This is a genomic window from Pseudomonas sp. 18058 (assembly GCF_902706155.1).
GTDB classification, from domain to species: Bacteria; Pseudomonadota; Gammaproteobacteria; order Pseudomonadales; family Pseudomonadaceae; genus Aquipseudomonas; species Aquipseudomonas rustica.
In genome coordinates, this window is sequence record NZ_CACSJY010000021.1 from 19,796 (window position 1) to 32,433 (window position 12,638).

Genomic DNA, 12,638 nt, shown 5'->3' on the forward strand with positions numbered 1-12,638 from the left:
CGATGACACACCGCTTTCGCGAGCAAGCCCGCTCCCACAGGGGATTACCTCAACCTTTGCGCTGTCATCTCAACAGCACTTCGGCCCACCCTTGCCACCGTAACGGGCTTCCTGACGTTCGCGGAAGAACATCTCGTAGCTCATCACCGGTTTGTCCGGGTGTTTGGTTTGCATATGCTCGACGTAGGTGTCGTAGTCGGGCATGCCGACCATCAGGCGCGCGGCCTGACCGAGGTATTTACCGAGGCGACTCAGGTCATTGAACATGCTGCAATCCTCTGGTTACGCATCCGGCAGAGCCTGGAATGGCGATTCTTTATCCGTGCGCTCTTTTTTGCCCCAGGCGGCGATGCCGACTTTGAGCGCATAGAACAGGATGCTGAAGACCACGAACAGGAACAGCGCGGTGAGCGTTGCGTTGGTGTAAGCGTTGAAGATCACGTGCTGCATCTGCTCGACGCTTTTCGCCGGGGCCAGAATCTGACCACTGGCCAGCGCATCGCTGTACTTCTTGGCCAGCGACAGGAAGCCGATTGCCGGGTTGGCATCGAACAGCTTGATGAAGCCCGCCGTCGTGGTGCAGATCAACAGCCAGGTGGCTGGCAGCAAGGTGACCCAAATGTAGCGCTGACGCTTCATTTTGATCAGCACCACGGTGCCGAGCATCAGCGCGATACCGGCCAGCATCTGGTTGGAGATACCGAACAGTGGCCACAAGGTGTTGATGCCGCCCAGTGGATCGACCACGCCCTGATACAGCAACCAACCCCACATCGCCACACAACCGGCGGTGGCGATCAGGTTGGCGGTCCACGATTCAGTGCGTTTCAGCGCTGGCACGAAGGAGCCGAGCAAATCCTGCAGCATGAAACGTCCGGCACGAGTACCGGCGTCGACAGCGGTCAGGATAAACAGCGCTTCAAACAGGATCGCGAAGTGGTACCAGAACGCCATGGTGTTTTCACCCGGCAGGACACTGTGCAGGATCTGCGCGATACCGACTGCCAGGGTCGGCGCGCCACCGGCACGGGCGAGAATGGTGGTTTCGCCAATGTCATGCGCCACGGCTTGCAGCGCTTCCGGCGTGATCGCAAAGCCCCAGCTGGAGACCACTTGCGCAACCGAAGCGACATCACTGCCGACCACAGCGGCCGGGCTGTTCATGGCGAAGTACACGCCAGGCTCGATCACCGAAGCGGCAACCATGGCCATGATCGCGACGAACGATTCCATCAGCATGCCGCCGTAACCGATGTAACGGGCGTTGGTTTCGTTATCCAGCAGCTTCGGCGTGGTGCCCGAAGAAATCAATGCATGGAAACCCGATACCGCACCGCAAGCGATGGTGATGAACAGGAACGGGAACAGACCGCCCTTCCACACCGGACCGGTGCCGTCGACGAACTGGGTCAGCGCCGGCATTTTCAGCTCGGGCATGGTCACCAGAATGCCGATCGCCAGGGCGATGATGGTACCGATTTTGAGGAACGTGGAGAGGTAGTCACGCGGTGCCAGAATCAGCCATACCGGCAGCGATGCTGCGACGAAACCGTAACCGACCAGCATCCAGGTAATCTGCACGCCGGTGAAGGTGAAGGCCTTGGCCCACACTGGATCAGCAGCAATCTGCCCGCCCAGCCAGATCGAACCGAGCAGCAGCAACACGCCGACCACGGAGATTTCGCCGATGCGGCCCGGGCGGATGTAGCGCATATAAATGCCCATGAACATCGCGATCGGGATGGTCGCCATCACGGTGAAGATGCCCCACGGACTCTCGGCCAGTGCTTTCACCACGATCAGCGCCAGCACCGCGAGGATGATGATCATGATCAGGAAGCAGCCGAACAGTGCGATGGTGCCGGGAATCCGGCCCATTTCTTCACGCACCATGTCGCCCAGGGAACGGCCGTTGCGACGGGTCGACATGAACAGAACCATAAAGTCCTGCACCGCACCCGCCAGCACCACACCGGCAATCAGCCACAGCGTGCCGGGCAGATAGCCCATCTGCGCCGCCAATACCGGGCCGACCAAAGGTCCTGCGCCAGCGATCGCTGCGAAGTGGTGACCGAAAAGAATGTGTTTGTTGGTCGGCACGAAGTCCAGACCATCATTGTTGAGCACGGCGGGGGTGGCCCGACGCGGGTCAAGTTGCATCACATTGTTTGCGATGAACAGACTGTAGTAACGGTACGCAACCAGATAAATGGCCACAGCGGCGACCACAATCCACAAGGCATTGATCGCCTCGCCTCGGCGCAATGCCACTACGCCCAGGGCGCACGCTCCTACGATTGCCAGCACTAGCCAGGGTAAGTGGCGTAGCAGGCTATTATTATTTTTCATTTTATTATTCCAGCCAGGGTGGACAAGAAAGACAGCCACCCCGAGTTTAGCGCTTACGGCGCCAAAGGCCATACCCCGACGTTGGTCTGAGTGGCCCGTCTGCGCTGGTACGCTTAGACAATGCGGGTCTATAGTCAGCGAACTTCCGGAGGATTGCGCCATGAGCGAGCACCCAGCCAATCGTCGTCGCTTCAAACGTATTGCGTTCGATGCCAGAACCGAGCTGAGTCAGGGCGAGTACATCTGGCCGGTCAAGCTGATAGACCTGTCGCTCAAAGGCTTGCTGATCGAGCGGCCAGAGCCTTGGCTGGGGGATGCCGAGAAGGATTTTTTCGTCGACATTCATCTGAGCGATGAGATTGATATCGAGATGGACGTGCAGTTGGCGCACGAAGAGAACGGCCAGTTGGGGTTTGTTTGCCGGCATATCAGTCTGGAGTCGATCCAGCGGTTGCGACGCTTGATCGAGCTGAACCTGGCGGATCCGCAGGAGTTGGAGCGCGAGTTGGGTGCGTTGATCGAGATCTGATGGTTGCCCCTGTAGGAGCTGCCGGAGGCTGCGATCTTTTGATCTTGAAAACCAAAATCAAAAGATCGCAGCCTTCGGCAGCTCCTACAGGGGATCTCTGGTTATTCGAAGAGGGCGTCGAGGGCCTGTTCGAGGCGCGTTACGGCGATGATCTGCAAGCCCGGCGGGGACTCTTTTGGCGCATTGCCTTTGGGCACGATCGCGCGCTTGAAGCCATGCTTCGCGGCTTCCTTCAAGCGCTCCTGGCCACTGGGCACAGGACGCACTTCGCCAGACAACCCAACCTCTCCAAACACCAACAAATCATGCGGCAACGGCCGATTGCGCAAACTCGACATCACCGCCGCCATCAACGCCAGGTCAGATGCAGTCTCCAGCACCTTCACCCCGCCAACGACGTTGAGAAACACGTCCTGATCGTGCGTGGGAATCCCGCCATGGCGATGCAACACGGCCAACAACATCGCCAAGCGGTTCTGATCCAGCCCCAACGTTACCCGTCGCGGGTTGGCCAGATGACTGTCATCGACCAGCGCCTGCACTTCCACGAGCATCGGCCGGGTGCCTTCCCACGTTGCCATCACCACACTGCCCGGGACTTCTTCCTGCGCCCGTGTGAGAAAAATCGCCGAAGGGTTGGAGACTTCTTTCAAACCCTTGTCCGTCATGCCGAACACGCCCAACTCGTTGACCGCGCCAAAACGGTTTTTCACCGCGCGCAGCAAACGCAAACGACCATCGGACTCACCTTCGAAATACAGCACGGTGTCGACCATGTGTTCGAGAACACGCGGGCCGGCGAGTGCGCCTTCCTTGGTGACGTGGCCGACGAGGAAAATCGCCGTGCCGCTCTGTTTGGCATAACGCACCAGCAGTGCCGCACTCTCACGCACCTGGGACACGCCACCGGGCGCCGATTGCAGTTGTTCGGTGAAGATCGTCTGAATCGAATCGATCACCATCACCTTGGGCTTTTCCTGGCGGGCGGTGGCGATGATGGTTTCGATGCAGGTTTCGGTCATCACCCGCAGTTGATCCTGCGGCAAGCCGAGACGCCGCGCGCGCATGGCCACCTGCTGCTGGGATTCTTCGCCGGTGACGTAGAGGGCCGGCATGCTCTTGGCGAGGTTGCACAAGGTCTGCAACAGAATCGTCGATTTGCCGATGCCCGGATCGCCGCCGATCAACACCACCGAGCCGTCGACCAGACCGCCGCCGAGCACGCGATCCAGTTCACTGGATGCCGTGGAAAAACGCGGAATCTCTTCGACGCTGACTTCGGCCAGGGTTTTGATCTGCGCCTGCTGGCCGGTCCAACCGGTGCGACCGCTTGGCGCCGTGGCACCGCCGCTTTCGATCATGGTTTCGGTGAGGGTGTTCCAGGCACCGCATTCGCCACACTGCCCGGCCCACTTGGGAAAGGTTGCGCCGCACTCGGTGCAGCCGTACATGCGCTTGGCCTTGGCCATCAGAACCCCCGGGGCAAAAACCGCGATGATAACGCAGACGGAGCCTGATTCCGGCTCCGTTTGCGCTCCGTCGTTATCAGTCGACCAGTTTCGCCGCCAAGGCCTTGACCCGACTCAGGTCACCATTAGCCACCTTCGTCACGCCGGTGCCGTACTCTGGATCGGCCTTATAAAGGAAGGACAGGATGATGTGCTTGCTCTCGTCATCCGCGCTCGCCAGCGAGCCACCGAAACTGTCGATCAAGTCACGACGTTCCTTTTTGCTGAAGGAGCGATAAAGATCACCGGCCTGCCTGAAGTTCTGCTCCCTTGTAATTTTCGCTTGCTGAGTATTGCCAGACAACGCCGATTGGCTGTAACGCGCACTCTGAGTTTCTTCACGCGGTTGCAGTCGGCTCGGTTGATAATTCACACCGGAGTTGCTCGCCCCGCTATTCATTGCGCCGTCCTGATTGCCGTTATTGACGCCCACCTTTGGTGCATTAATTGGCAATTGCAGGGCGTTAGCGCCCACGCGATACATTTGCGTGTCGGCGTAAGCGAATATTCGTCCTTGCAACAAACGGTCTTCAGAAGGCTCGATGCCGGGCACGACATTGGACGGTGCCATGGCCACCTGCTCGGTCTCCTGGAACACGTTCGCCGGATTGCGGTTGAGCACCATTTGTCCAACTTTTCGCTCAGGGATCCCTGGCCAGATCTTGGTGGCGTCCAATGGATCGAAATCAAATTTGGACAAATCTTGTGGATTCAGCACTTGAATGTACAAGTCCCATTTCGGGAAATTGCCTTTGTTGATGTTCGCCACCAAGTCATTGGTCATATGACTGTAATCTTGACCCTGGACTTTACTGACTTCTTTAGGCGTCAGATTTTTAACACCCTGTACACTCTTCCAGTGAAACTTTACGTAATGCACTTCGTCTTTGGCATTAATCAACTTATAGGCATGAACACCATTACCATCCATTTCACGATAACTGGCTGGCGTGCCTGAGTTGGAATATAACTCGGTCAATGTCCGGGTCGCTTCCGGTACATGGGAGAAGAAATCAAAACGCCGTGAATCATCATCCAGGTTAGTTCGTGGATCGGGCTTGAACGCATGAACCATGTCTGGAAATTTGATCGCATCGCGAATAAAGAATGTCGGGAAGTTGTTACCGACTAAATCCCAATTGCCGTCAGCGGTGTAGAACTTTGTGGCGAAGCCGCGAGGGTCGCGCAGGGTTTCCGGCGAATGGTTACCGTGCACCACCGCCGAGAATCGCACGAACACTGGCGTGCTTTGCCCGGCAGCGAAGACTTTGGCCTTGCTCAGATCACTGAGGTCGTCAGTGACGGTGAAGGTGCCATGAGCACCGGTGCCGCGAGCGTGAACGACGCGCTCCGGAATACGCTCGCGGTCGAAGCGCTGCAGCTTCTGGATCAGTTGCACATCCTGCAACAGCACCGGGCCGTTGGCGCCAGCGGTTTGCGAGTTCTGATTGTCACCAACCGTCGCGCCGTTATCGCGAGTCAGGGGTGTCGCGTTGACGCTAAAGGTCAGCAGGCTGGCGGTGAGTACGCCAAGAGTACGGCGATGGGGAAAAGCCCCTAAGCCAAGGGATGCAGTCATATCAGAGTCCTCTGTTTATTTTGGGCGCATCCGGGTGCGCCAACCAGAGGCTAGAGGGCAAATCCGGAGAACTTAAATAGAATATCCGCAACGCCATGATGGAAAAAAATGGCTTCCTGATCAGCGAGTTAAGGCGTATTTCGCGCGCGATTAGTGGCACTTTGCAAACTATTCGTCGAATAATGGGTCGATAAAAACGGGCATTGTAAGAAGGTGTTTCGCGCAGGACGCGTTTTGCTGATTTACACTGCGTACACCAACCTCATCTGTAACAAGGAAATAACCTATGGGCGTGCTAAGTGAGTTCAAGGCCTTCGCGGTCAAAGGCAATGTGGTCGACATGGCCGTCGGTATCATCATCGGTGCCGCTTTCGGCAAGATCGTTTCGTCGTTTGTCGGTGACGTGATCATGCCGCCGATTGGCTTACTGATCGGTGGGGTGGATTTCAGTGATTTAGCGGTCACGCTAAAAGCCGCTGATGGCGCCGCACCTGCGGTGGTGCTGGCTTATGGCAAATTCCTGCAGACCGTTCTGGACTTCGTGATCGTTGCTTTCGCGATCTTCATGGGCGTTAAAGCCATCAACCGCCTCAAACGCGAAGAAGCCGTGGCCCCTACCCTGCCACCGGTTCCGACCAAAGAAGAGGAATTGCTCGGCGAGATCCGTGACCTGCTCAAAGCGCAGAACAACCGGCCGCAATAAACCGGCAGAATTGAAAACGGCGCCTTCGAGGCGCCGTTTTTTTACCAGTAGTTTTCCACCGCCACCTGACCGGGCCTGCGCGTCAGGCTCAGGCTCATGTTTCGTTGTTTGAGTAAGGCGCGGGTGTCGTCGATCATCTGCGGATTACCGCACAACATGACTCGCGAGTGCTCAGCCGTCAGCTCAACCCCGGCCGCACGCTCCAGCTCACCGTTTTCGATCAGCGTCGTGATACGCCCATTAAGTGCGCCGGGATGAGATTCACGGGTCACGGTGGGGATAAATTGCAGCTTGTGGGCATGCTCGGCCAGATAGTCACGCTGCGCCAATTCCGCAATCAACTGTCGATACGCCAGTTCGCGGGCCTCGCGCACGCTGTAGACCAGAATGATCCGCTCGAATTTCTCCCAGACTTCGAAGTCCTGCAGGATCGACAAGAACGGCGCCACGCCGGTGCCTGTGGATAACAGCCAGAGGTCGCGACCGTCGACAAAACGATCCAGCGTCAGATAACCAAAGGCCTGACGGTCGACCAGCAAGGTATCGCCCGCTTCAAGCCGGCTCAGTTCACCGGTGAATTCGCCGCCCGGCACCACGATCGAAAAGAATTCAAGAAACTCGTCAAACGGTGAAGACACCATCGAATAGGCACGCCATACCGTACTACCGTCGGCCTTGGTGACGCCCAATCTGGCGAATTGTCCTGCACGAAATCTGAAGCCTGCGTCGCGAGTGGTACGCAGGGTGAACAGGTTCGGCGTCAACGGCTGCACATCAAGCAGGGTCTGTCGGGTGAATTTTTCTGCGCTGGCGGTCATAGGGCGCTCCATTCGGCGATGGCCTTAGTCTCTCGCAAAGCAAAGCCCGTTTAAACCGTCATTTTGTAGTGGTATTACGCCGCGCGTTGATACAACTAAAACGATCCGTATTAACAACACAATTAACCGGATAGGACATCAATAAACTGGGATGAAACCCATCATATAAAAATCCAGTTACTAATAACGGTTTATACAAAAAAAGATCAGCACAAAGAGCAAAAAATTCCACAGCACCATGTAGGAAGCGTCCTACACTCGACTTCGTGCGCATTGGATCCAACGCACCCCAGCGAAAACCTATGGAGCGTTTGAAATGGAAAAATGGAAGGAGTCGCAGTTAAGGCAACTGACGTTCGCAAAAAAAATAGATAGCGCTTACCCGATTCTGCTCAGCTTTGCTCAGAATATCGGCTTCAACTTTTGTAGTATCACCGTGGCCTCCACTTATCGTGATGCGCACTTCAATACTTTGGAGATCAATAACTTTTCCGACGACTGGAAACGACGATGCGCCCAAGACCCGGTTGACGAAATTGATCCGATTACCACGCATTGCACGGGGTCAATGTTGCCCTTCATGTGGAACAAAGCCGCTTACGAAAATGCCCCCAAGCGCTGGAATGCATTGCAGAAAGAAGGCCTGCGTTACGGCTGGTCACAATCTTTTCACCGCGAGGAGTTAGGACTCTGTAGCACCCTGAGCCTGGCCAGAGGTGACGGCCCGATCAATTCCATAGAGCTTTATGAACATTTTGGCTGCCTGTTCTATATCACCAGCCTGATGACAGATCTTTTTGCTCAGTCGTTGCCCAAGCCAGCCCTGGCTCGCCGCCCTCATCTGTCCCCGCGAGAACTGGAAGTGGTGGGGTTATCCGCGCAAGGGAAAACCGCTTACGAAATCTCCCAGATTCTCAGCCTCAGCGAGCGAACCGTGAATTATCACGTCCAGCACCTGATCGAGAAATTCAAGGTGTGCAACAAGATCTCTGCGGTCATTGCCGCCGCCCGGGCCGGGTATATCTAAATGGCCGGCCTCGCGCAAACAGAAAACGTGCGGGTAATTGAATAGAAAAAAACGTACCATTTGTGGCCTTCCTGAGTGTTAACGCCATCCATCCGCGTTGCAGTCCACTCGGTCGGTTCCGCCGCACGACGCCAAAGCAGCGGGACATCCCTCGATTACCCTGAGTCCCCGCCCCATGCCTTTGCTCGATACACCGTTCGCCCAACTCGACTTGATTCGCCAGCCCGAACAGCAGAACGAACCGCTGCAAGCTTTCGATGCCGCCGACGAATACCTGCTCAATCATCTGGCCGCGCAACAGCCTGCGGCGAGCACGCGGGTGCTGGTGCTCAATGACAGCTTCGGCGCGTTAGCAGCCAGTTTGCTGGGCAAGGTTGAAGTGAGCAGCAGCGGCGACTCGTTTCTGGGTTTTCAGGGACTGGAAAAGAATTTGCTGCGCAACGGTCAGGCATTCGATGCCATTCGGCCGATTCCGGCGAGTGAGCCTTTGGTCGGGCCTTTCGATCGCGTGTTGATCCGCGTACCGAAAACCCTCGCGCTGCTCGAAGAACAATTGATTCGCCTGCAAGGGCAACTCGCTCCCGGCGCCGAAGTCATCGCAGCGGCGATGGTCAAACATTTGCCACGCGCTGCCGGTGATCTGCTGGAGCGCTACATCGGCCCGGTGCAAGCATCGCTCGCCGTGAAAAAGGCGCGACTGTTGATTGCCACGCCGGAAGCGAAAGCCCCGGCTATTTCGCCCTACCCGAGCCGTTACAGCCTCGACGAACCGGCCATCGAACTGCTCAACCACGCCAACGTGTTCTGCCGTGAAGGCCTGGACATCGGCACTCGCGCTTTTCTTCCGCATCTGCCGAAAAACCTCGGCAGCGCACGCGTCGCCGACCTCGGATGTGGCAACGGCGTGTTGGCGATTGCCAGTGCGCTGCACAACCCTGACGCGCAGTACACGCTGGTCGATGAATCGTTCATGGCCGTGCAATCGGCCACTGAAAACTGGCGTGCGGCGCTGGGTGATCGTGAAGTGATTGTTCGCGCTGGCGACGGTCTGGCTGGTCAGGAACCGCAATCGCTGGACGTGGTGCTGTGCAATCCGCCATTCCATCAGCAGCAAGTCGTCGGCGATTTTCTCGCCTGGCGCATGTTTCAGCAGGCGCGTGAGGCACTGGTGGTGGGCGGCGCGTTGTACATCGTCGGCAACCGACACTTGGGTTATCACAGCAAACTGGCGCGGCTGTTCCGGGGTGTCGAGCAAGTCGCGGCGACGCCGAAGTTCGTGATTCTCAAAGCCCGAAAATAATCTTCAGGGCAAAAAAACCCTCCATGCGGAGGGTTACAAAGCCGTACCCGAAGGCGCCGGGACGGGGATGATTCAGATTCAGTGCGTCGTCAGGCCTGCCGCGTTCATGAACAAGCGCATCAGGCTGGCGGCGATAAACAACACGCCAACACTGCCGGCCCAGATCAGGGCCAGCCAGCCGAGCCGCTGCCACAGCGGTTTTTTTTCGGCTTGTTCAATGTCGTGCAGGGAATGTTTGCCGGGCATTGTTTCGATCCTCAGTTAGATCGATGGCGTCGCTGCCGACGCCATCGCGAGCTAGCTCTCTTCCACAGGATTAGTGGTAGCCGTCTTCGTGGGTGACCTTGCCGCGGAACACGTAGTAGCTCCAGAAGGTGTAACCCAGAATGAACGGGATGATGAACAGCGTCCCCACCAGCATGAAGCCCTGACTCTGCGGCGGCGATGCAGCGTCCCAGATCGAGATCGACGGCGGCACAATGTTTGGCCACAGGCTGATGCCCAGGCCGCTGTAGCCGAGGAAGATCAACACCAGCGTCAGCAGAAACGGCGTGTAGTGGGCGTTACGCGCCACCGCACGAATCAACCCGTACAGGGTGACCAACACCAGAATCGGCACCGGCATGAACCAGACCAGATTCGGCATGCTGAACCAGCGCGTGGCGATTTCCGGGTGGGCCAGCGGTGTCCACAGACTGACGACACCGATCACCGCCAGCAGCACGAATGCCAGTGGCCGCGCCAGATTGTGCATCTGCTCTTGCAGCTTGCCTTCGGTCTTCATGATCAGCCAGGTGCAGCCGAGCAAGGCGTACGCCACCACCAGTGCCGCGCCGCAGAACAGCGTGAACGGTGTCAGCCAGTCGAGTGAACCGCCGGCGTATTGCCGATTGACCACCGGCAAGCCGTCAATGAACGCACCGAGCGCCACGCCCTGAAAGAACGTCGCCGCCACCGAACCGCCGATGAACGCCTTGTCCCACAAGTGACGCTTGTCGTCCTTGGCCTTGAAGCGAAATTCAAACGCCACACCGCGAAAGATCAGGCCGATCAACATGAAGATCAGCGGCAGATACAGCGCCGACAACACCACCGAATACGCCAGCGGAAACGCACCAAACAACGCCGCGCCGCCCAGTACCAGCCACGTTTCATTGCCGTCCCAGACCGGGGCGACGGTGTTCATCATTACGTCACGGTCGACTTTGCCGGGGATGAACGGGAAGAGAATCCCGATGCCCAGGTCGAAGCCGTCCATGACCACGTACATCATGATGCCGAAGATGATGATCACGGCCCAGATCAGCGGAAGATCAATACCCATGAGTCAAATCTCCTTGGTCAGGCGAACGTCGTCGCCGTGATCGGCATCGGACGAATCGTCGGCAGCGGACAACGGACGCGCCGGTGTACGTTTTTTGCCAGGGCCACCGTCCGGCGTCTCTGTGCCTTCGCTGATCTTCGGCCCTTTGCGCACCAGGCGCATCATGTAGCCGAGACCGGCACCGAACAGCGCGAAATACACCACGACAAACATGATCAGCGTGATGCTCATCTGCATAAAGCTGTGGTTGGAAGACGCGTCCGCCGTGCGCATCAGCCCGTAGACCACCCACGGCTGACGGCCGATTTCCGTGGTGAACCAACCCGCCAGAATCGCGATCAGACCGGACGGCCCCATCCACAACGCCAGGTACAGGAACGGCCGCGAGGTGTAGAGCGTGTCGCGTTTACGCAGCCACAGACTCCACAGACCGGTGAAGATCATCAGGAAACCGAGGCCGACCATGATCCGGAACGACCAGAACACGATGGTCGAATTCGGCCGGTCTTCCGGTGGGAATTCCTTGAGCGCCGGCACTTGTTTGTCCAGCGAGTGCGTGAGGATCAGGCTGCCGAGGTACGGAATCTCGACGGCGAATTTAGTGCGCTCTTCTTTCATGTCCGGCCAGCCGAACAGGATCAGCGGCGTGGCTTCGTCGCCCTTGTTTTCCCAATGACCTTCGATCGCGGCGATTTTCGCCGGCTGATGCTTGAGGGTATTGAGGCCATGGAAGTCGCCGATGACTGCCTGGATCGGCGCGACGATCAGCGCCATCCACATCGCCATCGAGAGCATGGTGCGGATCGCCGGGTTGTCCTTGCCGCGCAGCAAATGCCAGGCCGCCGAGGAACCGACGAAGAACGCCGTGGCCACAAACGCTGCGGTCGCCATGTGCATCAAGCGGTACGGGAACGACGGGTTAAAAATGATCGCAAACCAATCGGTCGGAATCACCTGACCGTTGATGATCTCGAAGCCTTGCGGGGTCTGCATCCAGCTGTTGGAGGCGAGAATCCAGAAGGTCGAAATCAGCGTGCCGATGGCCACCATCACCGTGGAGAAAAAGTGCAATCCGCGCCCGACCTTGTTCCAGCCGAACAGCATGACCCCGAGGAAACCGGCCTCAAGGAAGAATGCCGTGAGCACTTCATAGGTCAGCAACGGCCCGGTGACGGCACCGGCGAAGTCCGAGAAACGGCTCCAGTTGGTGCCGAACTGGTAGGCCATGACCAACCCCGAGACCACGCCCATGCCGAAGTTGACGGCAAAGATCTTCGACCAGAAATGGTAGAGGTCACGGTACGTGTCGTTATGGGTTTTCAGCCACAGGCCTTCGAGAACGGCGAGGTAACTCGCCAGACCGATGGTGATGGCCGGGAACAGGATGTGGAACGAGATGGTGAACGCGAATTGAATTCGGGCGAGATCTAGTGCCTCTAAACCGAACATATGGCTTCCTCTGTCAGGTAATACCGGCGGCGAGGCTTGTGGCCCCTTGCAC

The 12,638-nt window shown here is 57.6% G+C and carries 12 protein-coding genes; 4 read left to right on the top strand and 8 right to left on the bottom strand.

What is annotated here, in order from left to right:
• Window positions 1–69 precede the first annotated feature (69 nt).
• Together GVL50_RS13655 and GVL50_RS13660 are read right to left on the bottom strand one after the other, a co-directional pair.
• A complete protein-coding gene (locus tag GVL50_RS13655) occupies window positions 70–267 on the bottom strand; it encodes a YbdD/YjiX family protein (protein WP_003228401.1) in 198 nt (65 codons plus the stop codon).
• 15 nt (window positions 268–282) lie between these two features.
• A complete protein-coding gene (locus GVL50_RS13660; RefSeq protein ID WP_159813587.1) occupies window positions 283–2,349 on the bottom strand; it encodes a carbon starvation CstA family protein in 2,067 nt (688 codons plus the stop codon).
• Between the two features lie 160 nt (window positions 2,350–2,509).
• On the opposite strand from GVL50_RS13660, the gene GVL50_RS13665 reads away from it, so the two are divergent.
• Complete coding sequence (locus GVL50_RS13665) at window positions 2,510–2,878, top strand: PilZ domain-containing protein (protein WP_053124024.1); 369 nt, start codon at window positions 2,510–2,512, stop codon at window positions 2,876–2,878.
• Between the two features lie 101 nt (window positions 2,879–2,979).
• Here the strand turns inward: GVL50_RS13665 and radA are convergent, their stop codons facing one another.
• Both radA and GVL50_RS13675 read right to left on the bottom strand, forming a co-directional pair.
• Entirely contained in the window at window positions 2,980–4,347 is a 1,368-nt protein-coding gene (radA, locus tag GVL50_RS13670; protein WP_008084632.1) for a DNA repair protein RadA, read from the bottom strand.
• Between the two features lie 76 nt (window positions 4,348–4,423).
• Window positions 4,424–5,965, bottom strand: coding sequence for a catalase (locus GVL50_RS13675; protein ID WP_159813589.1), 1,542 nt, complete (start codon window positions 5,963–5,965; stop codon window positions 4,424–4,426).
• Window positions 5,966–6,251: 286 nt separating this feature from the next.
• Here GVL50_RS13675 and mscL point away from each other — a divergent pair, with 286 nt between their 5' ends.
• Window positions 6,252–6,668 (top strand): large-conductance mechanosensitive channel protein MscL, encoded by a 417-nt coding sequence (gene mscL, locus GVL50_RS13680; protein WP_159813591.1) that lies wholly within the window; start codon window positions 6,252–6,254, stop codon window positions 6,666–6,668.
• Window positions 6,669–6,709: 41 nt separating this feature from the next.
• Here the strand turns inward: mscL and GVL50_RS13685 are convergent, their stop codons facing one another.
• Window positions 6,710–7,486 carry a ferredoxin--NADP reductase gene (locus GVL50_RS13685; protein ID WP_159813593.1) on the bottom strand — a complete coding sequence of 259 codons (777 nt, stop codon included), beginning with the start codon at window positions 7,484–7,486 and terminating at the stop codon, window positions 6,710–6,712.
• Between the two features lie 316 nt (window positions 7,487–7,802).
• On the opposite strand from GVL50_RS13685, the gene GVL50_RS13690 reads away from it, so the two are divergent.
• Both GVL50_RS13690 and GVL50_RS13695 read left to right on the top strand, forming a co-directional pair.
• Window positions 7,803–8,513, top strand: a complete 711-nt coding sequence (locus GVL50_RS13690; RefSeq protein WP_159813595.1) for a LuxR C-terminal-related transcriptional regulator — start codon at window positions 7,803–7,805, stop codon at window positions 8,511–8,513.
• A 175-nt stretch (window positions 8,514–8,688) separates the two neighbouring features.
• On the top strand, window positions 8,689–9,813 hold the full coding sequence (locus GVL50_RS13695; RefSeq protein WP_159813597.1) for a class I SAM-dependent methyltransferase: 1,125 nt from the start codon (window positions 8,689–8,691) through the stop codon (window positions 9,811–9,813).
• 78 nt (window positions 9,814–9,891) lie between these two features.
• Here the strand turns inward: GVL50_RS13695 and GVL50_RS13700 are convergent, their stop codons facing one another.
• From GVL50_RS13700 to GVL50_RS13710, 3 genes are all read right to left on the bottom strand, one after another.
• Window positions 9,892–10,059: a DUF2474 domain-containing protein gene (locus GVL50_RS13700; protein WP_159813598.1), complete on the bottom strand. Its 168-nt coding sequence runs from the start codon at window positions 10,057–10,059 to the stop codon at window positions 9,892–9,894.
• A gap of 70 nt (window positions 10,060–10,129) precedes the next feature.
• Window positions 10,130–11,137, bottom strand: a complete 1,008-nt coding sequence (gene cydB, locus GVL50_RS13705; RefSeq protein WP_053124037.1) for a cytochrome d ubiquinol oxidase subunit II — start codon at window positions 11,135–11,137, stop codon at window positions 10,130–10,132.
• 3 nt (window positions 11,138–11,140) lie between these two features.
• Window positions 11,141–12,586 (bottom strand): cytochrome ubiquinol oxidase subunit I, encoded by a 1,446-nt coding sequence (locus GVL50_RS13710; RefSeq protein ID WP_159813600.1) that lies wholly within the window; start codon window positions 12,584–12,586, stop codon window positions 11,141–11,143.
• Window positions 12,587–12,638 lie beyond the last annotated feature (52 nt).

What these genes read in the sequence shown, in the direction of transcription:
- GVL50_RS13655 (WP_003228401.1), bottom strand. Translation starts at nt 267, where the DNA reads ATGTTCAATGACCTGAGTCGCCTCGGTAAATACCTCGGTCAGGCCGCG.
- GVL50_RS13660 (WP_159813587.1), bottom strand. Translation starts at nt 2,349, where the DNA reads ATGAAAAATAATAATAGCCTGCTACGCCACTTACCCTGGCTAGTGCTG.
- GVL50_RS13665 (WP_053124024.1), top strand. Translation starts at nt 2,510, where the DNA reads ATGAGCGAGCACCCAGCCAATCGTCGTCGCTTCAAACGTATTGCGTTC.
- radA (WP_008084632.1), bottom strand. Translation starts at nt 4,347, where the DNA reads ATGGCCAAGGCCAAGCGCATGTACGGCTGCACCGAGTGCGGCGCAACC.
- GVL50_RS13675 (WP_159813589.1), bottom strand. Translation starts at nt 5,965, where the DNA reads ATGACTGCATCCCTTGGCTTAGGGGCTTTTCCCCATCGCCGTACTCTT.
- mscL (WP_159813591.1), top strand. Translation starts at nt 6,252, where the DNA reads ATGGGCGTGCTAAGTGAGTTCAAGGCCTTCGCGGTCAAAGGCAATGTG.
- GVL50_RS13685 (WP_159813593.1), bottom strand. Translation starts at nt 7,486, where the DNA reads ATGACCGCCAGCGCAGAAAAATTCACCCGACAGACCCTGCTTGATGTG.
- GVL50_RS13690 (WP_159813595.1), top strand. Translation starts at nt 7,803, where the DNA reads ATGGAAAAATGGAAGGAGTCGCAGTTAAGGCAACTGACGTTCGCAAAA.
- GVL50_RS13695 (WP_159813597.1), top strand. Translation starts at nt 8,689, where the DNA reads ATGCCTTTGCTCGATACACCGTTCGCCCAACTCGACTTGATTCGCCAG.
- GVL50_RS13700 (WP_159813598.1), bottom strand. Translation starts at nt 10,059, where the DNA reads ATGCCCGGCAAACATTCCCTGCACGACATTGAACAAGCCGAAAAAAAA.
- cydB (WP_053124037.1), bottom strand. Translation starts at nt 11,137, where the DNA reads ATGGGTATTGATCTTCCGCTGATCTGGGCCGTGATCATCATCTTCGGC.
- GVL50_RS13710 (WP_159813600.1), bottom strand. Translation starts at nt 12,586, where the DNA reads ATGTTCGGTTTAGAGGCACTAGATCTCGCCCGAATTCAATTCGCGTTC.